Annotated in this window: 16 protein-coding genes and 2 tRNA genes; 15 read left to right on the plus strand and 3 right to left on the minus strand. The window is 52.4% G+C overall.

Features of this window, described 5'->3' with window-relative positions:
• Positions 1–55: 55 nt before the first annotated feature.
• The 3 genes from ftsH to glmM all read left to right on the plus strand — a co-directional run bounded on the left by ftsH (position 56) and on the right by glmM (position 4,267).
• On the plus strand, positions 56–1,990 hold the full coding sequence (gene ftsH / locus SK33_RS02500; RefSeq protein WP_003025013.1) for an ATP-dependent zinc metalloprotease FtsH: 1,935 nt from the start codon (positions 56–58) through the stop codon (positions 1,988–1,990).
• Positions 1,991–2,088: 98 nt separating this feature from the next.
• Complete coding sequence (gene folP / locus SK33_RS02505) at positions 2,089–2,937, plus strand: dihydropteroate synthase (RefSeq protein WP_003025010.1); 849 nt, start codon at positions 2,089–2,091, stop codon at positions 2,935–2,937.
• Entirely contained in the window at positions 2,930–4,267 is a 1,338-nt protein-coding gene (glmM, locus tag SK33_RS02510) for a phosphoglucosamine mutase (protein WP_003025008.1), read from the plus strand. The genes folP and glmM overlap by 8 nt, the downstream gene beginning before the upstream one ends.
• Positions 4,268–4,311: 44 nt before the next feature.
• Here glmM and dcuC read toward each other — a convergent pair whose 3' ends face one another.
• Together dcuC and iadA are read right to left on the minus strand one after the other, a co-directional pair.
• Positions 4,312–5,778 carry a C4-dicarboxylate transporter DcuC gene (gene dcuC / locus SK33_RS02515; protein WP_048218718.1) on the minus strand — a complete coding sequence of 489 codons (1,467 nt, stop codon included), beginning with the start codon at positions 5,776–5,778 and terminating at the stop codon, positions 4,312–4,314.
• 10 nt (positions 5,779–5,788) lie between these two features.
• Positions 5,789–6,922, minus strand: coding sequence for a beta-aspartyl-peptidase (gene iadA, locus SK33_RS02520; protein WP_048218717.1), 1,134 nt, complete (start codon positions 6,920–6,922; stop codon positions 5,789–5,791).
• Positions 6,923–7,070: 148 nt separating this feature from the next.
• Here iadA and SK33_RS02525 point away from each other — a divergent pair, with 148 nt between their 5' ends.
• From SK33_RS02525 to SK33_RS02535, 3 genes are all read left to right on the plus strand, one after another.
• Positions 7,071–7,964: a LysR family transcriptional regulator gene (locus SK33_RS02525; protein WP_008320638.1), complete on the plus strand. Its 894-nt coding sequence runs from the start codon at positions 7,071–7,073 to the stop codon at positions 7,962–7,964.
• 167 nt (positions 7,965–8,131) lie between these two features.
• Positions 8,132–8,464 carry a preprotein translocase subunit SecG gene (gene secG / locus SK33_RS02530; RefSeq protein ID WP_048218715.1) on the plus strand — a complete coding sequence of 111 codons (333 nt, stop codon included), beginning with the start codon at positions 8,132–8,134 and terminating at the stop codon, positions 8,462–8,464.
• 9 nt (positions 8,465–8,473) lie between these two features.
• Positions 8,474–8,560, plus strand: a tRNA-Leu gene (locus tag SK33_RS02535).
• A gap of 202 nt (positions 8,561–8,762) precedes the next feature.
• Here SK33_RS02535 and argG read toward each other — a convergent pair.
• Positions 8,763–10,106, minus strand: a complete 1,344-nt coding sequence (gene argG / locus SK33_RS02540; RefSeq protein WP_003024998.1) for an argininosuccinate synthase — start codon at positions 10,104–10,106, stop codon at positions 8,763–8,765.
• Between the two features lie 333 nt (positions 10,107–10,439).
• Here argG and SK33_RS02545 point away from each other — a divergent pair.
• The 9 genes from SK33_RS02545 to nlpI all read left to right on the plus strand — a co-directional run bounded on the left by SK33_RS02545 (position 10,440) and on the right by nlpI (position 20,818).
• Positions 10,440–10,516 (plus strand) — tRNA-Met (locus tag SK33_RS02545).
• A 207-nt stretch (positions 10,517–10,723) separates the two neighbouring features.
• Positions 10,724–11,176, plus strand: coding sequence for a ribosome maturation factor RimP (rimP, locus tag SK33_RS02550; protein WP_003024996.1), 453 nt, complete (start codon positions 10,724–10,726; stop codon positions 11,174–11,176).
• A 28-nt stretch (positions 11,177–11,204) separates the two neighbouring features.
• Positions 11,205–12,692: a transcription termination factor NusA gene (gene nusA / locus SK33_RS02555; protein WP_003024992.1), complete on the plus strand. Its 1,488-nt coding sequence runs from the start codon at positions 11,205–11,207 to the stop codon at positions 12,690–12,692.
• A 24-nt stretch (positions 12,693–12,716) separates the two neighbouring features.
• Positions 12,717–15,407 carry a translation initiation factor IF-2 gene (gene infB, locus SK33_RS02560; protein WP_048218714.1) on the plus strand — a complete coding sequence of 897 codons (2,691 nt, stop codon included), beginning with the start codon at positions 12,717–12,719 and terminating at the stop codon, positions 15,405–15,407.
• Between the two features lie 146 nt (positions 15,408–15,553).
• A complete protein-coding gene (rbfA, locus tag SK33_RS02565) occupies positions 15,554–15,958 on the plus strand; it encodes a 30S ribosome-binding factor RbfA (RefSeq protein WP_003024988.1) in 405 nt (134 codons plus the stop codon).
• Positions 15,958–16,902: a tRNA pseudouridine(55) synthase TruB gene (truB, locus tag SK33_RS02570; RefSeq protein ID WP_003024986.1), complete on the plus strand. Its 945-nt coding sequence runs from the start codon at positions 15,958–15,960 to the stop codon at positions 16,900–16,902. The genes rbfA and truB overlap by 1 nt, the downstream gene beginning before the upstream one ends.
• Before the next feature lie 273 nt (positions 16,903–17,175).
• A complete protein-coding gene (rpsO, locus tag SK33_RS02575; RefSeq protein WP_000059465.1) occupies positions 17,176–17,445 on the plus strand; it encodes a 30S ribosomal protein S15 in 270 nt (89 codons plus the stop codon).
• Positions 17,446–17,691: 246 nt separating this feature from the next.
• Entirely contained in the window at positions 17,692–19,824 is a 2,133-nt protein-coding gene (gene pnp / locus SK33_RS02580) for a polyribonucleotide nucleotidyltransferase (RefSeq protein WP_003024984.1), read from the plus strand.
• A gap of 109 nt (positions 19,825–19,933) precedes the next feature.
• On the plus strand, positions 19,934–20,818 hold the full coding sequence (gene nlpI / locus SK33_RS02585; protein WP_003024982.1) for a lipoprotein NlpI: 885 nt from the start codon (positions 19,934–19,936) through the stop codon (positions 20,816–20,818).
• Positions 20,819–20,863: the final 45 nt, after the last annotated feature.

Here is a 20,863-nt window from a genome sequence, read left to right on the forward strand (position 1 = left end):
TATCCTGACGCTGTTTTTAACACAGTTGTAATATGAGGTTAATCCCTTGAGTGACATGGCGAAAAACCTAATTCTCTGGCTGGTCATTGCCGTTGTGCTGATGTCAGTATTCCAGAGCTTTGGGCCCAGCGAGTCTAATGGCCGTAAGGTTGATTACTCTACCTTCCTGCAAGAGGTCAATCAGGACCAGGTTCGTGAAGCGAAGATCAACGGACGTGAGATTAACGTTACCAAGAAAGATAGTAACCGTTACACGACCTACATCCCGGTTAACGATCCGAAGCTGCTTGATAACCTGCTGACCAAAAACGTCAAGGTTGTTGGCGAACCACCTGAAGAGCCGAGCCTGCTGGCTTCTATCTTCATTTCCTGGTTCCCAATGCTGCTGCTGATTGGTGTCTGGATCTTCTTCATGCGTCAGATGCAGGGCGGTGGTGGCAAAGGTGCCATGTCGTTCGGCAAGAGCAAAGCGCGCATGCTGACGGAAGATCAGATCAAAACGACTTTTGCTGACGTTGCGGGTTGTGACGAAGCAAAAGAAGAAGTCGCTGAGCTGGTTGAGTATCTGCGCGAACCGAGCCGTTTCCAGAAACTGGGCGGTAAAATCCCGAAAGGCGTCCTGATGGTCGGTCCTCCGGGTACGGGTAAAACCCTGCTGGCGAAAGCTATCGCAGGTGAAGCGAAGGTTCCATTCTTCACAATTTCCGGTTCTGATTTCGTGGAAATGTTCGTGGGTGTCGGTGCATCTCGTGTGCGTGACATGTTCGAACAAGCCAAAAAAGCGGCACCGTGCATCATCTTCATCGATGAAATCGACGCCGTAGGCCGCCAGCGTGGCGCAGGTCTGGGCGGTGGTCACGATGAACGTGAACAGACGCTGAACCAGATGCTGGTTGAGATGGACGGCTTCGAAGGTAACGAAGGTATTATCGTTATCGCAGCGACTAACCGTCCGGACGTTCTTGACCCTGCGCTGCTTCGTCCAGGCCGTTTCGACCGTCAGGTTGTGGTTGGTCTGCCGGACGTTCGCGGTCGTGAACAGATCCTGAAAGTGCATATGCGTCGCGTGCCGCTGTCTCCGGATATCGATGCGGCAATCATTGCACGTGGTACGCCTGGCTTCTCCGGTGCGGACCTCGCGAACCTGGTCAACGAAGCGGCACTGTTTGCTGCTCGTGGCAACAAGCGCGTAGTGTCGATGGTTGAGTTCGAAAAAGCGAAAGACAAAATCATGATGGGTGCGGAACGTCGCTCCATGGTGATGACGGAAGCGCAGAAAGAATCTACCGCGTATCACGAAGCAGGCCACGCGATTATCGGTCGCCTGGTGCCGGAACACGATCCGGTGCACAAAGTGACGATTATCCCGCGCGGTCGTGCGCTGGGTGTGACCTTCTTCCTGCCTGAAGGCGATGCAATCAGCGCCAGCCGTCAGAAACTGGAAAGTCAGATCTCCACATTGTACGGTGGCCGTCTGGCGGAAGAGATCATCTACGGTGCTGAACATGTTTCTACCGGTGCGTCGAACGACATTAAAGTCGCGACTAACCTGGCGCGTAACATGGTTACTCAGTGGGGCTTCTCCGATAAACTCGGTCCGTTGCTGTACGCTGAAGAAGAAGGCGAAGTGTTCCTGGGACGTTCTGTGGCGAAAGCGAAACACATGTCCGATGAAACCGCTCGCATTATCGATCAGGAAGTTAAACTGCTGATTGAGCGTAACTATGACCGTGCACGTCGTTTGCTGAACGAAAACATGGACATTTTGCACTCGATGAAAGATGCGCTCATGAAATATGAGACTATCGATGCGCCGCAGATTGACGATCTGATGGCTCGCCGCGATGTGCGTCCGCCTGCGGGTTGGGAGGAACCGGGTTCTTCTAACAACAACTCTGGCAGCACCGGCAAGCCGAGTGCACCGCGTCCGGTTGATGAACCGCGTGCGCCGGACTCTGGCACTATGTCAGAGCAGCTGGGCGACAAATAAGTTATCGTTGATGATGACCGTGTTTTAATTGAAAACCCTGGGGCTTGCTCCGGGGTTTTTCTTATCTGCATATTCAAGATTTTACCAGGGATAAAACTATGAAACTCTTTGCTCAGGGTTCTTCACTGGATCTCAGCCATCCGCACGTCATGGGGATTTTGAACGTCACGCCAGACTCATTTTCCGATGGTGGAGCGCACAACTCTTTGGTTGAGGCGGTAAAACACGCAAACCTGATGATTAACGCCGGGGCGACTATCATTGATGTGGGTGGTGAGTCCACGCGTCCGGGCGCGGCTGATGTGAGTGTGGAAGAAGAGTTGCAGCGAGTGATCCCTGTGGTGGAGGCGATTGCTCAGCGTTTTGAAGTGTGGATTTCGGTTGATACCTCAAAGCCCGAAGTGATCCGCGAATGCGCCAGAGTTGGCGCGCATATCATCAATGACATTCGCTCACTCTCGGAGCCTGGAGCGTTGGAAGCCGCAGCGGAGACCGGATTGCCGGTTTGCCTGATGCATATGCAGGGGCAGCCGAAAACCATGCAGGAAGCGCCAAAGTATGAGGATGTTTTTGCTGAGGTAGATCGTTACTTTGTTGAGCAAATAGCACGTTGCGAGCGGGCTGGAATCACAAAAGATAAATTGTTGCTCGACCCCGGGTTCGGATTCGGTAAAAATCTCACTCACAACTACACATTACTGGCACGTCTGGCGGAGTTTCATCATTTTAATCTGCCGCTGCTGGTTGGGATGTCACGAAAATCAATGGTTGGCCAGTTGCTGAATGTGGGGCCATCCGAACGCCTGAGCGGCAGTCTGGCGTGCGCGGTGATTGCCGCAATGCAGGGGGCGCAGATCGTTCGTGTCCATGACGTCAAAGAAACCGTAGAAGCGATGCGTGTGGTGGAAGCCACATTGTCTGCAAAGGAAAAAAAACGCTATGAGTAATCGTAAATATTTTGGCACTGATGGGATCCGCGGTCGCGTAGGTGATGCCCCAATTACTCCTGACTTTGTGCTCAAGCTGGGCTGGGCTGCAGGGAAAGTGCTGGCTCGTCATGGTTCACGTAAAATTATTATCGGTAAAGATACGCGTATTTCCGGCTATATGCTGGAGTCCGCGCTGGAAGCGGGCCTGGCAGCCGCCGGACTCTCAGCCTCATTCACAGGGCCAATGCCAACACCTGCCGTTGCTTATTTGACGCGTGCTTTCCGTGCTGAGGCCGGGATTGTTATCTCCGCTTCGCACAACCCATTCTATGACAATGGGATTAAATTCTTCTCCATCGATGGGACCAAACTGCCGGATGCGGTTGAAGAAGCTATCGAAGCCGAAATGGAAAAAGCGATCACCTGCGTGGACTCGGCTGAACTGGGTAAAGCTACCCGTATCGTTGATGCTGCCGGTCGCTATATCGAGTTTTGCAAAGGCACCTTCCCGAACGAACTGAGTCTGAGTGAGCTTAAAATTGTGGTGGATTGCGCTAACGGTGCAACGTACCACATTGCACCAAATGTACTGCGTGAGCTGGGTGCAAACGTGATTGCCATTGGCTGTGAGCCAAACGGTGTGAACATCAATGAAGAAGTCGGCGCCACTGACGTCCGTGCCCTGCAGGCGCGCGTGATTGCGGAAAAAGCCGATCTGGGTATTGCGCTGGACGGCGATGGCGACCGCGTCATTATGGTTGACCACGAAGGCAATAAGGTCGATGGCGATCAGATCATGTACATCATCGCCCGTGAAGCCCTGCGTCAGGGACAGCTGCGTGGTGGTGCTGTAGGTACGCTGATGAGCAACATGGGCCTCGAGCTGGCGCTGAAACAACTGGGTATTCCTTTTGCTCGGGCGAAAGTTGGCGACCGCTATGTGCTGGAAAAAATGCAGGAAAAAGGCTGGCGTATCGGTGCCGAAAACTCTGGTCATGTGATCCTGCTGGACAAAACCACCACTGGTGACGGCATCGTGGCGGGCCTGCAGGTGCTGGCGGCGATGGTGCGTAACCATATGAGTTTGCACGACCTGTGCAGCGGCATGAAAATGTTCCCACAGCTGCTGGTTAACGTACGTTACACCGCAGGTAGCGGCGATCCGCTGGAACATGAAAATGTGAAAGCGGTGATGGCGGAAGTGGAAGCGGCACTGGGTAACCGTGGACGCGTCCTGCTGCGTAAGTCTGGTACCGAACCGTTAATTCGTGTGATGGTTGAAGGTGAAGACGAAGCGCAGGTGACTGAATTCGCCCACCGTATTGCCGATGCTGTGAAAGCGGCGTAATCCCGAAGAAAGTGAGAGCCGGAGTCTGAGACTCCGGCTTTTTTTTACTGTACGGTAAGCGGCTGTTTACGTCGGCGCTGCCAGAAGTAACCACCGACCATCAGTAGTACAAGGACTGCCAGCCACGGCAGAACCGCCAGCAAATGCCCAGACCGGGCAAAGGTTAGCGCAATCATCAGTAGCCAACCGCCCAGCATCGGAATCGCGGTGCGCTTAACAATATCCACAGGCGAGACGCCTGCAATCCCTGCGATAGCAATGATGACGCCGGCAATCGGCGATAACGTACGACCAATACCCGCCGATATCTGGATAGGCAACATCATGACTGCGATATCGCTACCGATATGACGGCTGATGTCCGGCACCATGGGTGCGAAGGAGAAAAATGCCGCATTCCCGGAGCCCATCAGCGCTGAAATTGCGAAGGTGATTAGGGTCATCAGCAGGATAATAGAGGCGGCGCTGAGGCCAAATTCGCCAGAAAGCGACAGCAGCGCGTCGACGGCGCCAATGGCTTTCAGCCCGGCGGAAAAAACTTCACCGGCGATAATCAGCGTCACGACGGTGGCAAAAACGCTGCCCATGCTGTCGAAAACCTTTTGTACGCCAGCCATCACCTCGCGCGCTTTGCGATGACGGCAGTACTCACAAACCAGCGTAATAGCGAGGCTTATCAGTACGGCGGTATCCAGCGTAATCTTAAGCGAGCTGAATACTAAATCGCTGCACACCAACATCAATACAAGCGGCAGCATGGGCAGAAACAGCCAGGCGATAGGTGCGTCGGCTTCATCAGTTGCCGTTAATGTCTGCATCTGCTGAGCTGCATTGTCGCCACTTTCCCGACGGTCAAAAAAGCGTTGCACAACAATATGCAACAGGGCGATGAAAAGGATGACGGGCACAACGATCGGCAACTGATCCTGCACAAAATAGTTCACCACCTCAATACCTGCGGTTTTGGCGGCGAGAACCGAGTTGCCGGAACCTGGGCCAAACTCAACCGCACAGGTACTGGCGATAACTGCGGCAACTGCGGCGCGGCTACAGCCAAGACGGGTAAGCAATGGGTAAAGCGTCGCCATCAACAGCAGACCCAATCCGGTGGCGCTGCTGATAAACAGCGACAGGAATTGGCCTAATAGCAGTGCCAGTCCCAGCAGCAGATAAGGCGAGTTTAGCCGTTGTAAAGGACGAGATGTTACCCGAACCAGTACCTGGCTTGCGCCAATGGCTGACATGTACGTGGCGAAACCACCAATCAGCATAATTTGCAGCCCGAGGCCGCCGAGACGCACGCTCAGGGTATCGCGGATAAACTCAAAGGCGTCAAAGGGGCCAAATCCGGTGCTCTTTTTCACCAGGCCACTGAGTGAGGTCATTCCGCTAAAATGCGCGATAAGCAACAGCACAATCCCGGTCAATAACAGTACCGACTGGGGGTGATATTTTTTGAGGATCAGACGTCCGGCAAAAATGATGGCGATTAGCGCCAGTAGTAATGACATTCTTGCCCCCTTACTCGAAGTTGCCGGTAACCAGGCACTCGCCATCCCGCAGCAACGGTTTACCCGCGGCAAACAGATGGGCCAGCGAGAGGTCATCATTGAGTACACAGATATCGGCACGTTCTCCGGCGCAGAGCACGCCCCCGGAAATACCCAGCGAGCGTGCAACGTTTGCCGTCAGCATTGCGATGGCCTGCGGCACCGGAATACCGACATCAATCAGGCGAGGAAGTAGGTTAAGATTGCCTGCGACCGGTGCCGCGCTTAAACCTTCAACGATACCCTGAGCGTTAAAGCGCGGAACGCTGCCATTGCCGTCAGAACTGATCGTGATGCGCTCCGCCGGAACCTGTGCTTCGAGTGCGTGGAGAATCGCTTGCTCCTGAGGCATAAAACGACTGCCACCAGACGTAACATCGATATGGCCGCCACGATGGGCGAAAGCAATAGCCTGTTCGAACAAGGGCTCTGTTCTTGCAACATGGGTCGGTGAAATATGGTTAATCGGAATACCTGCATCACACAACTCAATAAGTTGCGACATCCCTTCCGGCAGATTCCCCAGGTGCACATGCAGCAAGCCTTTTTTCCCTGCCAGCAGGGAAGCGACGCGAATATCGCTCACTATCCTCAGCAACTCCTGGAAAGAGGGGTAAGAGCCGCGGTGATCGGCGAGGGCGATTTTTACACCAAGAATTGCCGGAATGAAGGCCATATCATCGCGGATGGATCGCGTAATGGTTGGGCTGGGAACGGCGTAGGCTCCCGTATGCATAAACGCGCGTAATCCCTCAAGGTTGAGAGACTGCATTTTAGCGTAGAGATCTTTGGGCGAACGAGAAATGGCATCGGTGCCTAACACGCCAACCACCGTGGTAATACCCGCCTGAATCAGATCGCGCAGCTTGACGGCGGGTGTCCGGCTGGCAAATCCGGCTTCGCCACCGCCACCGGTAAGATGAACATGCTGATCGATGATGCCAGGGATAACCCATTTACCCCGACAATCGATGACCTCGTTGACGCCATCAAACAATGAAATATCTTTTTCTACCGCCACAATTCGGTCGGCATGAATGAGCAGGGAGCAGAGGCCTAAATCCTCAGGAGAAAAAACACGGGCATTGGTCAATAAAGTAAACATAGCGGTCCTGTCAAACGTCGAAGGTGAGAGTCGGCAGGTGAAACGGAATATTGTTGTTATGATGCCCACCATAAAGCCATTACTATAACTATGACTATTACCGATTTGTTATTGGAGGATGCGGTTATGGCATGGCGGAGAGCACAACGTGGATTGTAAGTGGCTGGAAGATTTTCTGGCCTTGAGCCAGCATGGAAACTACTCTCAGGCCGCGGCGCAGCGGCATATTACTCAACCTGCGCTGAGTCGGCGTATAAAGGCGCTGGAAGAGGTGCTGGGCGTGCCTTTGTTTGATCGGACAACGACCCCCGTCACGCTGACGCGCTATGGTGAACGCTTTGAACCTTATGCCCGGCACGTCCTCAGTACGTTAACAGAGGCACGCCATGAGCTGTCGGCGATGACGCCAGCAACGGATAACACGCTGGTGATGGTCAGCCTGCATACGCTGTCGGTGAATATCCTGCCGGATATGATCAACTACCTGCGACAGAGTGAGCCGCAGTTAAACTTTACGGTAAACGCCAGTATCCAGGGGATAGACAACCACTTCAATGCCCTGATAAACCGGCAAATTGATATGCTGGTGACTTACGATTTACCCTCTTCACAACCAGGGCTGGAGATTGCCGGAGGGTTAAAACGTTCACTATGGCGGTATGAGCGATTTATTCCTGTGATTTCTGCACAGTTGGTGGATACGCTTGACGATCCGCATACCCCGATCCCCTGGCTATGTTACAGCGACTATACCTTTGTCAGACGTATTATTGATCTGGCAGAACAACGAGTGCGACCACGGTTGAAAAAAGTGTTTGAGAGTGGTTTAAGCGAAACGATACGAGAAATGGTGTTGCGCCATATGGGAATGGCCTGGTTACCTGAATCAATGGTGGCGGAAGAGTTGGTGAATCAGCAAATTATTCACTGCTGGCCACAAAATGCAGATCTGATTTGTGAAATCCCCGTTGTGGTATGGGCGAATCTTGACGATCAACGCGCCGTCATGCAGAGATGCTGGGAGAAGTTGCTGCGTTTTTGATTGATATGGCGATTTTTTCCGCAGTTGATACAATGCTAACAAATTGCCCTTGCGAAGGTTATTCGCTTTGGTTAGTATTCACACCCGCTTCAGTGGGAAACAGTAAATATTCCCGCTTTAATGGTCGAAGCATTGTACGCGGCAACTCCGCAAGGAACAGGTTGATTATGCACGAAGCTCTTTTAGTAGTTTTCCTTATTGTGGCAATTGGCCTGGTAGGCTTGATCATGCTGCAGCAAGGCAAAGGCGCTGATATGGGAGCCTCTTTTGGCGCAGGCGCTTCTGGTACTCTGTTTGGTTCAAGTGGTTCTGGTAACTTCATGACCCGTATGACAGCTGTATTGGGAACCTTGTTCTTCATCATCAGTCTGGTGCTGGGTAACATGAACAGCAATAAGACCAATAAAGGAAGTGAGTGGGAAAATCTGAGTGCACCGGCGAAAATCGAGCAAACTCAGCCAGCTGCTCCGGCTCAGCCGACCAGCGATATCCCACGCTAAGTATTCTGTACCGAGGTGGTGGAATTGGTAGACACGCTACCTTGAGGTGGTAGTGCCCTAACGGGCTTGTGGGTTCGAGTCCCATCCTCGGTACCAAATTCCAAAAAAAAGACGCTGCAAAGCGTCTTTTTTTTCGTCTGTTATTTTTGGCTGTCCTGTAGGTCGGATAAGCATAGCGCCATCAGGCGTTGTAATAATGTCGGATGGCGGCGTAAACGCCTTATCCGACCTACAGGGCCGCAGAGCTATATTCCGCACATAAAAAAGGCCGCTTTCGCGGCCTTAAGATGGTGTATCTTTACTTCGCCTTATTTTCCAGATTCTCAACCTGCGGCAGGCCGGTTGTGGAAGAAGCGGTCAGCAGACCAGACTGCGCATAGCCGAACAGCTTCTCGCGGGTATCGGTGATATCCAGATTACGCATGGTCAACTGACCGATACGGTCGTCCGGAGAGAATACGGAATCGCCTTTTTCCATCGTCAGACGTTCTGGTTTATAAGTCAGATTGTCAGATACGGTGTTGAGGATCGAGTAGTCATTACCACGGCGCAGTTCCAGCGTCACTTCACCGGTAATCTGGCTGGCAACCCAACGCTGCAGACCGTCACGCAGCATCAGCGCCTGAGAGTCGAACCAGCGACCCTGATACAGCAGACGACCAAGCTGGCGACCATGTGCGTGATACTGCTCGATGGTATCCTCGTTGTGAATACCGGTCAGCAAACGCTCGTATGCGATATGTAACAATGCCATCCCCGGGGCTTCGTAGATGCCACGGCTCTTCGCTTCAATGATGCGGTTTTCAATCTGATCGCTCATACCCAGACCGTGACGGCCGCCGATACGGTTGGCTTCCAGCATCATCTCAACGTCGTCGCTGAAGGTTTTACCGTTCAGTGCAACCGGATGACCCTGTTCAAAACGCACAGTCACTTCTTCTGCCGGGATCTTCACGCTCTCATCCCAGAACTTCACGCCCATAATTGGGTTGACGATTTTGACGCTTGAGTTCAGGAATTCCAGATCTTTTGCTTCGTGGGTCGCCCCGAGCATATTGGAGTCTGTTGAGTACGCTTTCTCAACGGACATCTTGTAGTCGAAACCACAGGCAATCATAAATTCGGACATCTCATGGCGACCGCCGAGTTCATCGATAAAATCGGTATCCAGCCATGGTTTATAAATCTGCAGTTCGGCGTTGGTCAGCAGACCGTAACGATAGAAACGTTCAATATCGTTACCTTTATAGGTGCTACCGTCACCCCAGATATTTACGCCATCTTCTTTCATGGCGGCAACCAGCATGGTGCCGGTCACGGCACGGCCCAGCGGGGTGGTATTGAAGTAGGTCAGTCCGCCAGTGGTGTTGTGGAATGCACCGCACTGAATGGCAGCGATCCCTTCGGCAACGAGCTGCTTACGGCAATCTACCAGGCGAGCATTCTCAGCACCATATTCCATTGCACGGCGAGGAATGGCGTCATAGTCATCCTCATCCGGCTGGCCCAAATTCGCAGTATATGCATATGGGACAGCCCCTTTTTGTCGCATCCACAGCAGTGCTGCACTGGTGTCCAGGCCGCCGGAAAAAGCGATACCAATACGTTGACCTACCGGGAGATGCTTGAGAATCGTCGTCATAAAATAAAACCCTGCTTGATAGACTGGTGAAGAGGTCGCTTATTATGCTAATTGCATTTTTATGCAAAATAAATGAGTTTTCATTTAATCATCTTTTCTGGATGACAGGAAGAGTTTAGTGATAATTTCGTTAAATAACGGCGTGGGTGGCATATTTATCTTGCTGGGCTAGCGCTGGGCAGCATTCATTGATTTGCATAGTCGTAACAAGGTTGACATAACACATATTGAATCAATATACTGTGCGCAGATTTTACGTCCCGTCCTCGGTACCAAATCCCAGCAGTATTTGCATTTTTTACCCAAAACGAGTAAAATTTGCCACGTTTCAGGCGCGGGGTGGAGCAGCCTGGTAGCTCGTCGGGCTCATAACCCGAAGGTCGTCGGTTCAAATCCGGCCCCCGCAACCACTTTCCCTTAGAGTTCTTTTTCAAATATACTGTGAAGACTTAGGCCTTCGTAGCTGGATTTGAAAAAAATTCTTTCGGAAGGTTCTCCGAACCGCAGGTGCGGTCATAGGGTTCAGTTATCTAAAGCCCCGATTTATCGGGGTTTTTTGTTATCTGACTACAGAATAACTGGGCTTTAGGCCCTTTTTTTATGTCTTGGGGGTGGGCTTGTCCACATTAGAGCAAAAATTAACAGAGATGATTACAGCGCCAGTTGAAGCCCTGGGCTACGAACTGGTCGGCATCGAATTTATTCGTGGTCGCACATCCACACTGCGCATCTATATTGATAGTGAAGATGGCATCAATGTTGATGATTGTGCTGATGTGAGCCATCAGGTAAGCGCCGTGATGGATGTCGAAGACCCAATCACCGTTGCCTATAACCTGGAAGTCTCCTCTCCGGGTCTCGACCGTCCTCTGTTCACAGCTGAACACTACGTGCGTTTCCTGGGTGAAGAAGTCACGCTGGTTCTTCGTATGGCGGTACAAAACCGTCGTAAATGGCAGGGCGTTATCAAAGCGGTGGACGGTGAGATGATCACGGTCACAGTCGAAGGCAAAGATGAAGTGTTCGCGCTGAGTAATATCCAGAAGGCGAACCTGGTTCCCCACTTTTAACAGTCTGGATTGAGGTGAAAAGCCCGCGATGAACAAAGAAATTTTGGCTGTTGTTGAAGCCGTATCCAACGAAAAAGCGCTGCCACGCGAGAAAATTTTTGAAGCACTGGAAAGTGCGCTGGCTACAGCAACAAAGAAAAAATATGAGCAAGAGATCGACGTTCGCGTAGAAATCGATCGTAAAAGCGGTGATTTCGATACCTTCCGTCGTTGGGTAATCGTAGAAGAAGTTACTCAGCCGACCAAAGAAATTACGCTGGAAGCGGCACGCTTCGAAGACGAAAGTCTGAACGTGGGCGAATATGTTGAAGATCAGATTGAATCTGTCACCTTTGACCGTATCACCACCCAGACCGCGAAACAGGTTATCGTACAGAAAGTACGTGAAGCTGAACGCGCAATGGTTGTCGATCAGTTCCGCGAACACGAAGGCGAAATCGTCACCGGTGTGGTAAAGAAAGTAAACCGCGACAACATTTCTCTGGATCTGGGCAGCAATGCTGAAGCTGTTATCCTGCGTGAAGACATGCTCCCGCGTGAAAACTTCCGCCCAGGTGACCGTATTCGTGGCGTTCTGTACTCTGTACGCCCGGAAGCGCGCGGTGCGCAGCTGTTTGTAACCCGTTCCAAACCGGAAATGCTGATTGAGCTGTTCCGCATTGAAGTACCGGAAATTGGCGAAGAAGTTATCGAAATTAAAGCGGCTGCCCGTGATCCGGGATCGCGTGCGAAAATCGCCGTTAAGACCAACGACAAGCGTATTGATCCGGTCGGCGCCTGTGTTGGTATGCGCGGTGCGCGCGTTCAGGCGGTTTCTACCGAACTGGGCGGCGAGCGTATCGATATCGTCCTGTGGGATGATAACCCGGCGCAGTTCGTGATTAACGCAATGGCGCCAGCAGACGTTGCTTCTATCGTGGTGGATGAAGACAAGCACACCATGGATATCGCGGTTGAAGCCGGTAACCTGGCTCAGGCGATTGGACGTAATGGTCAGAACGTCCGCCTGGCTTCACAACTGAGCGGTTGGGAACTCAACGTGATGACCGTTGATGACCTGCAGGCGAAGCATCAGGCTGAAGCACATGCAGCCATCGATACCTTCACCAAATATCTCGATATCGATGAAGATTTCGCGACCGTTCTGGTGGAAGAAGGTTTTGCGACGCTGGAAGAACTGGCCTACGTGCCAATGAAAGAGCTGCTGGAAATTGACGGCCTGGATGAACAGACCGTTGAAGCGCTGCGCGAGCGTGCTAAAAACGCACTGACCACTCTGGCACTGGCCCAGGAAGAAAGCCTCGGTGATAACAAACCGGCTGACGATCTGCTGAATCTGGAAGGATTGGATCGTGAGATGGCCTTCAAACTGGCGGCCCGTGGTGTTTGTACGCTGGAAGATCTCGCTGAACAGGGCATTGATGATCTGGCTGATATCGAAGGGTTGACCGACGAAAAAGCCGGTGAGCTGATTATGGCTGCCCGTAATATTTGCTGGTTCGGCGACGAAGCGTAATAAACTGTAGCAGGAAGGAACAGTATGACAGATGTAACCGTAAAAACGCTGGCTGCAGAGATACAGACTTCCGTGGATCGCCTGGTACAGCAATTTGCTGATGCCGGTATCCCGAAGTCTGCTGACGACTCTGTGTCCGCACAAGAGAAACAAACCTTACTGGCGCATTTGAACCGTGAAAACGGCTCAGCGCCGGATAAGTTGACATTGCAGCGTAAAACGCGCAGTACTCTCAATATTCCAGGTACCGGTGGAAAAAGCAAATCGGTACAAATCGAAGTCCGCAAGACACGCACCTTTGTGAAACGCGATCCGCAAGAGGCTGAACGCCTTGCCGCGGAAGAGCAGGCGCAGCGTGAAGCGGAAGAGCAAGCCCGTCGTGAGGCAGAAGAAGCTGCCAAACGCGAGGCGCAACAAAAAGCCGAACGTGAGGCCGCAGAACAAGCTAAGCGTGAAGCCGCTGATAAAGCGAAACGTGAAGCTGCGGAAAAAGACAAAGTGAGCAATCAACAGATCGACGATATGACTAAAACCGCCCAGGCCGAAAAAGCCCGCCGTGAAAATGAAGCCGCAGAACTGAAGCGTAAAGCGGAAGAAGAAGCACGTCGTAAGCTTGAAGAAGAAGCGCGCCGCGTAGCGGAAGAAGCTCGCCGTATGGCGGAAGAAAACGAGAAAAATGGTGTGAATAACGCTGAACCTGTTGAAGATACCAGCGATTATCACGTCACCACTTCCCAGCATGCTCGCCAGGCTGAAGACGAAAACGATCGTGAAGTCGAAGGCGGCCGTGGTCGTACTCGCAGCACGAAAGCCGCGCGTCCGGCGAAGAAAGGCAACAAACACGCTGAATCTAAAGCTGACCGTGAAGAAGCGCGTGCAGCGGTTCGCGGCGGCAAAGGCGGTAAGCAGCGTAAAGGTTCCGCTCTGCAGCAGGGCTTCCAGAAGCCAGCTCAGGCCGTTAACCGTGACGTTGTGATCGGCGAAACCATCACCGTTGGCGATCTGGCGAACAAAATGGCGGTCAAAGGCTCTCAGGTCATCAAAGCGATGATGAAGCTGGGCGCAATGGCTACCATTAACCAGGTCATCGACCAGGAAACCGCACAGCTGGTTGCCGAAGAGATGGGCCACAAAGTTATCCTGCGTCGTGAAAACGAGCTGGAAGAAGCGGTAATGAGCGATCGTGACACCGGTGCTGCGGCTGAACCGCGCGCACCAGTTGTGACCATCATGGGTCACGTTGACCACGGTAAAACCTCCCTGCTGGACTACATTCGTTCCACGAAAGTGGCTTCTGGTGAAGCGGGCGGCATTACTCAGCACATCGGTGCGTACCACGTTGAAACTGACAACGGTATGATCACCTTCCTGGATACCCCGGGTCACGCCGCGTTTACCTCCATGCGTGCTCGTGGTGCTCAGGCAACGGATATCGTTGTTCTGGTTGTTGCAGCAGACGACGGCGTGATGCCACAGACCATCGAAGCTATCCAGCACGCGAAAGCGGCGGGTGTGCCGGTGGTGGTTGCAGTCAACAAAATCGATAAGCCGGAAGCGGATCCGGATCGCGTTAAAAACGAACTGTCCCAGTACGGCATCATGCCGGAAGAGTGGGGCGGCGAGAGCCAATTCGTTCACGTTTCTGCGAAAGCGGGTACCGGTATCGACGAGCTGCTGGACGCTATCCTGCTGCAGGCCGAAGTACTGGAACTGAAAGCTGTGCGTAAAGGTATGGCGAGCGGTGCGGTTATCGAATCCTTCCTGGATAAAGGTCGTGGTCCGGTTGCTACCGTACTGGTGCGTGAAGGTACGCTGCACAAAGGCGACATCGTACTGTGTGGCTTCGAATACGGTCGCGTTCGTGCTATGCGTAACGAACTGGGTCAGGAAGTACTGGAAGCAGGTCCGTCCATTCCGGTGGAAATCCTCGGTCTGTCCGGTGTTCCGGCTGCAGGTGACGAAGTTACTGTCGTTCGTGACGAGAAGAAAGCCCGTGAAGTTGCACTGTATCGTCAGGGCAAATTCCGTGAAGTTAAACTGGCTCGTCAGCAGAAATCTAAACTCGAGAACATGTTCGCTAACATGACCGAAGGCGAAGTTCACGAAGTGAACGTCGTCCTGAAGGCTGACGTTCAGGGTTCTGTAGAAGCGATTTCCGACTCTTTACTGAAACTGTCTACCGACGAAGTCAAAGTGAAGATCATCGGTTCTGGCGTAGGTGGTATCACCGAAACCGACGCGACCCTGGCTGCGGCATCCAACGCGATTCTGGTTGGCTTCAACGTCCGTGCTGATGCCTCTGCACGTAAAGTTATCGAATCTGAAAGCCTGGATCTGCGTTACTACTCCGTCATCTATCATCTGATCGACGAAGTGAAAGCAGCGATGAGCGGCATGCTGTCTCCGGAGCTGAAACAGCAGATCATTGGTCTGGCTGAAGTTCGTGATGTGTTCAAATCACCGAAATTCGGCGCTATCGCAGGCTGTATGGTTACCGAAGGCACGATTAAACGTCACAACCCAATCCGCGTTCTGCGCGACAACGTGGTTATCTATGAAGGCGAGCTGGAATCCCTGCGTCGCTTCAAAGATGACGTTAACGAAGTCCGTAACGGCATGGAATGTGGTATCGGCGTTAAGAACTACAACGACGTTCGCGTTGGCGATATGATCGAAGTGTTCGAGATCATCGAGATCCAACGTACTATCGCTTAATCTTCGTCGTCTTTTGGGCCGCAATTTGCAGCCCAAAATCCTTAGAAGATGATTAGGTGTAGGCCGGGTAAGCGAAGCGCCACCCGGCAAGAAATTTAAAAAGGGGCTGATAGCCCCTTTTTTGTCTTTATTCTGGAGAATTTATTATGGCGAAAGAATTTGGTCGCCCGCAGCGTGTCGCGCAAGAGATGCAGAAAGAGATCGCACTCATCCTGCAACGCGAAATCAAAGACCCGCGTGTTGGTATGATGACCACCGTATCGGGTGTTGAGATGTCTCGTGATCTGGCATATGCCAAAGTATTCGTGACTTTCCTCAACGATCAGGACGAAGCTGCTGTGAAAAACGGCATCAAGGCACTGCAGGAAGCCTCTGGTTTTATCCGTTCTCTGCTGGGTAAAGCCATGCGTCTGCGTATCGTGCCTGAACTGACCTTCTTCTACGACAACTCGTTGGTTGAAGGGATGCGCATGTCCAACCTGGTGACCAGCGTGGTGAAACATGACGATGAGCGTCGTGTGAACCCAGCGGACGACAGCAAGGAGGACTGATGAGTCGTCCTCGTCGTCGTGGTCGCGACATTCACGGTGTCCTGCTGCTGGATAAGCCGCAGGGCATGTCCAGCAATGATGTACTGCAAAAAGTAAAACGCATCTACAATGCCAATCGCGCGGGACATACCGGCGCACTGGATCCGCTGGCGACAGGCATGCTGCCAATCTGCCTCGGTGAAGCGACTAAGTTTTCACAGTATTTGCTGGATTCTGACAAACGCTATCGTGTGGTTGCCCGTCTGGGCCAGCGTACAGACACTTCCGATGCCGATGGGCAAATCGTGCAGGAACGTCCGGTAACCTTCACCGCAGAACAACTGGCGAGCGCGCTGGAAACTTTCCGCGGCGATATCGAGCAGATCCCGTCAATGTATTCGGCGCTGAAGTATCAGGGTAAGAAGCTGTACGAATATGCGCGTCAGGGTATTGAAGTGCCGCGTGAAGCGCGACCAATTACCGTCTATGAGCTGCTGTTTATCCGTCACGAAGGTAACGAACTGGAGCTGGAAGTTCACTGTTCCAAAGGCACCTATATTCGCACCATTGTTGACGATCTCGGTGAGAAGTTGGGCTGCGGCGCGCACGTCACGTATCTGCGTCGTTTGACGGTCAGCAAGTATCCGGTGGATCGAATGGTGACGCTGGAACATCTGCGTGAGCTGGTTGAACAGGCCGAGCAGCAGAACATTCCGGCGGCACAGCTGCTTGATCCTTTGCTGATGCCAATGGACAGTCCTGCATCGGACTATCCTGTTGTTAATTTGCCTTTAACATCCTCGGTTTACTTTAAAAACGGTAACCCGGTACGGACATCAGGCGCGCCGCTGGAAGGGCTGGTGCGCGTGACGGAAGGCGATGACGGCAAGTTTATTGGCATGGGGGAGATGGACGATGAAGGTCGTGTCGCCCCCCGTCGCCTGGTGGTTGAGTATCCTGCATAGCGCTCTCTGTCTTGCGATAAAAGGGCGCTGCGAGTAGAATACTGCCGCTTAACGTCGCGTAAATAGTTTAACAATCTACGCGACGTATACACAAAATCATTCGAGCTGCATCAAGGCGGCAAGTCTGAGAATCCTCAGGAGCTTACTTAAGTAAGTGACTGAGGTGAGCGGACGCAGCCAACGCAGAGTCAGTTTGAAGGATAAAGTGTATACACTGGGATAGCTGAATTAGAGATCGGCATCCTTTCATTCTTATCACTTTGGAGTTTTAAAATGTCTCTAAGTACTGAAGCTACCGCTAAAATCGTTTCTGAGTTTGGTCGTGATGCAAACGACACCGGTTCTACCGATGTTCAGGTTGCTCTGTTGACTGCACAGATTAACCACCTGCAGGGTCACTTTGCAGAGCACAAAAAAGATCACCACAGCCGTCGTGGTCTGCTGCGCATGGTTTCTCAGCGTCGTAAACTGCTCGACTACCTGAAACGTAAAGATGTTGCACGTTACACCGCGCTGATCGAGCGTCTGGGTCTGCGTCGCTAATTCTTTCGAGTTTCAGAAAGAGGGGGCCTTCATGGCCCCTTTTTTCCAGCAGATGGCAGCAATTCGCTGGAAACTAATGTATTGTTGCTAAGAATGATCTTCCGTTGCAGAGGTTCGCGCGGCTAATGAGAGGCTTTACTCATGCTTATGGGTTAGGGTTGTCATTAGTCGCGAGGATGCGCAGAAGATCGGGTATTAACGATGGCGGAAAATGTGCCGTCAAAAAAATAGAGAAAGGATATTATTTTGCTTAATCCGATCGTTCGTAAATTCCAGTACGGTCAGCATACCGTTACGCTGGAAACCGGCATGATGGCGCGTCAGGCGACTGCCGCTGTTATGGTTAGCATGGATGACACCGCGGTATTCGTTACCGTTGTTGGCCAGAAAAAAGCGAAACCAGGCCAGGACTTTTTCCCGCTGACCGTTAACTATCAGGAGCGTACCTACGCTGCTGGCCGTATCCCGGGTAGCTTCTTCCGTCGTGAAGGCCGTCCGAGCGAAGGCGAAACCCTGATCGCGCGTCTGATTGACCGCCCGGTTCGCCCGCTGTTCCCGGAAGGCTTCGTTAACGAAGTTCAGGTTATCGCGACCGTTGTTTCCGTTAACCCGCAGGTTAACCCGGACATCGTGGCAATGATTGGTGCATCTGCTGCGCTGACTCTTTCTGGTATTCCATTCAACGGCCCGATCGGTGCTGCACGTGTTGGTTACATCAATGACCAGTACGTACTGAACCCGACTCAGGACGAACTGAAAGAAAGCAAGCTGGACCTGGTTGTTGCGGGTACTGAAGCAGCCGTACTGATGGTTGAATCCGAAGCTGAACTGCTGAGCGAAGATCAGATGCTGGGTGCTGTTGTGTTCGGTCACGAACAACAGCAGGTTGTGATTCAGGCTATCAACGAGCTGGCGAAAGAAGCTGGCAAACCGCGTTGGGACTGGCAGCCAGAAGCCGTCAACGAAGCGCTGAACGCACGCGTTGCCGCACTGGCAGAAGCTCGCCTGAGCGATGCTTACCGCATCACTGACAAACAAGAGCGTTATGCTCAGGTTGACGTAATCAAATCTGAAACCATCGCGACTCTGGTGGCTGAAGACGAAACCCTGGACGCTAACGAACTGGGTGAAATCCTGCACGCTATCGAGAAAAACGTTGTTCGTAGCCGCGTACTGGCAGGCGAGCCGCGCATCGATGGCCGTGAAAAAGACATGATCCGTGGTCTGGACGTGCGTACTGGCGTTCTGCCGCGTACCCACGGTTCCGCACTGTTCACCCGTGGCGAAACTCAGGCGCTGGTTACTGCGACCCTGGGCACCACTCGTGATGCGCAGAACCTTGACGAACTGATGGGCGAGCGCACTGACAACTTCCTGTTCCACTACAACTTCCCTCCGTACTGCGTAGGTGAAACCGGTATGGTCGGTTCTCCGAAGCGTCGTGAGATTGGTCACGGCCGTCTGGCGAAACGTGGCGTACTGGCAGTAATGCCGGAACTGGATAAATTCCCGTACACCGTGCGTGTGGTTTCTGAAATCACCGAATCTAACGGTTCTTCTTCCATGGCTTCCGTATGTGGTGCTTCCCTGGCGCTGATGGACGCAGGCGTGCCGATCAAAGCCGCTGTTGCGGGTATCGCGATGGGTCTGGTGAAAGAAGGCGACAACTTTGTTGTTCTGTCTGACATCCTGGGCGACGAAGACCACCTGGGCGATATGGACTTCAAAGTGGCGGGTTCCCGCGACGGTATCTCTGCACTGCAGATGGATATCAAAATTGAAGGTATCACCAAAGAGATCATGCAGGTTGCTCTGAACCAGGCTAAAGGTGCGCGTCTGCACATCCTGGGTGTGATGGAACAAGCGATCAACGCACCGCGTGGCGATATCTCTGAATTTGCTCCGCGTATCCACACCATCAAGATCAGCCCGGACAAGATCAAAGACGTTATCGGTAAAGGCGGTTCTGTTATCCGTGCTCTGACCGAAGAAACCGGCACCACCATTGAAATCGAAGATGATGGTACCGTGAAGATTGCTGCGACTGACGGCGAAAAAGCGAAATATGCTATCCGTCGTATCGAAGAGATCACCGCAGAGATCGAAGTAGGCCGTATCTACAATGGTAAAGTGACCCGTATCGTTGACTTTGGCGCATTCGTTGCCATCGGTGGCGGTAAAGAAGGTCTGGTACACATCTCTCAGATCGCTGATAAGCGCGTTGAGAAAGTGACCGACTACCTGCAGATGGGCCAGGAAGTACCGGTCAAAGTTCTGGAAGTTGATCGCCAGGGCCGTGTACGTCTGAGCATTAAAGAAGCAACTGAGCAGTCTCAGCCTGCAGGCGAACCGGAAGCTCCGGCAAGCCAGGGCGAGTAAGGTTGCCATTGCCCTCCGTGAAAGCGGAGGGCCTTTAACCCGGCAGGATGCCTTGTTAGCAACCGGGGAACCTGGACGTTCATTCAATCGTTGTCTTCGGGAGTGGGAAATGAAGCCTTTTTTGCGCTGGTGTTTCGTTGCGACAGCACTCACGCTGGCTGGATGCAGTAATTCCGCTTGGCGAAAGAGTGAAGTCCTCGCAGTACCATTGCAACCGACTTTGCAGCAGGAAGTGATTCTGGCACGTATGGAACAAATTCTTGCCAGTCGGGCTTTAACCGATGACGAACGCGCACAGCTTTTATATGAGCGCGGAGTGTTGTATGATAGTCTCGGTCTGAGGGCACTGGCGCGAAATGATTTTTCACAAGCGCTGGCAATCCGACCAGATATGCCTGAAGTATTCAATTACTTAGGTATATATTTAACGCAGGCAGGCAATTTTGATGCTGCCTATGAAGCGTTTGATTCTGTACTTGAGCTTGATCCAACTTACAACTATGCGCACTTAAATCGCGGTATCGCATTGTATTACGGCGGTCGCGACAAGTTAGCGCAAGATGATCTGCTAGCGTTTTATCAAGACGATCCCAATGATCCTTTCCGTAGTCTGTGGCTTTATCTTGCCGAGCAGAAGCTCGATGAGAAGCAGGCTAAAGAAGCGTTGAAGCAACGCTTTGAGAAATCGGATAAAGAGCAATGGGGATGGAACATTGTCGAGTTCTACCTGGGCAACATTAGCGAAGCAACGCTGATGGAACGCCTGAAGGCGGACGCAACGGATAACACCTCGCTCGCTGAGCATCTCAGTGAAACCAACTTCTATTTAGGTAAGTACTACCTAAGTCTGGGGGATTTGGACAACGCTACGGCATTGTTCAAACTGGCGGTGGCTAACAACGTTCATAACTTTGTTGAGCACCGATACGCATTGTTGGAATTATCGCTCCTGGGCCAGGACCAAGATGACCTGGCAGAATCGGACCAGCAATAGCTGACGTACACATCAGCCCGTAATCTTTTTTGATTGCCATCACCT

The sequence above is a fragment of the Citrobacter sp. MGH103 genome, from assembly GCF_001034475.2.
GTDB classification, from domain to species: domain Bacteria; phylum Pseudomonadota; class Gammaproteobacteria; order Enterobacterales; family Enterobacteriaceae; genus Citrobacter; species Citrobacter freundii.

Excerpts from the sequence above, each read along its gene's own strand:
- ftsH (WP_003025013.1), top strand. The coding sequence starts at position 56 with ATGGCGAAAAACCTAATTCTCTGGCTGGTCATTGCCGTTGTGCTGATG.
- folP (WP_003025010.1), top strand. The coding sequence starts at position 2,089 with ATGAAACTCTTTGCTCAGGGTTCTTCACTGGATCTCAGCCATCCGCAC.
- glmM (WP_003025008.1), top strand. The coding sequence starts at position 2,930 with ATGAGTAATCGTAAATATTTTGGCACTGATGGGATCCGCGGTCGCGTA.
- dcuC (WP_048218718.1), bottom strand. The coding sequence starts at position 5,778 with ATGTCATTACTACTGGCGCTAATCGCCATCATTTTTGCCGGACGTCTG.
- iadA (WP_048218717.1), bottom strand. The coding sequence starts at position 6,922 with ATGTTTACTTTATTGACCAATGCCCGTGTTTTTTCTCCTGAGGATTTA.
- secG (WP_048218715.1), top strand. The coding sequence starts at position 8,132 with ATGCACGAAGCTCTTTTAGTAGTTTTCCTTATTGTGGCAATTGGCCTG.
- argG (WP_003024998.1), bottom strand. The coding sequence starts at position 10,106 with ATGACGACGATTCTCAAGCATCTCCCGGTAGGTCAACGTATTGGTATC.
- nusA (WP_003024992.1), top strand. The coding sequence starts at position 11,205 with ATGAACAAAGAAATTTTGGCTGTTGTTGAAGCCGTATCCAACGAAAAA.
- infB (WP_048218714.1), top strand. The coding sequence starts at position 12,717 with ATGACAGATGTAACCGTAAAAACGCTGGCTGCAGAGATACAGACTTCC.
- rbfA (WP_003024988.1), top strand. The coding sequence starts at position 15,554 with ATGGCGAAAGAATTTGGTCGCCCGCAGCGTGTCGCGCAAGAGATGCAG.
- truB (WP_003024986.1), top strand. The coding sequence starts at position 15,958 with ATGAGTCGTCCTCGTCGTCGTGGTCGCGACATTCACGGTGTCCTGCTG.
- rpsO (WP_000059465.1), top strand. The coding sequence starts at position 17,176 with ATGTCTCTAAGTACTGAAGCTACCGCTAAAATCGTTTCTGAGTTTGGT.
- nlpI (WP_003024982.1), top strand. The coding sequence starts at position 19,934 with ATGAAGCCTTTTTTGCGCTGGTGTTTCGTTGCGACAGCACTCACGCTG.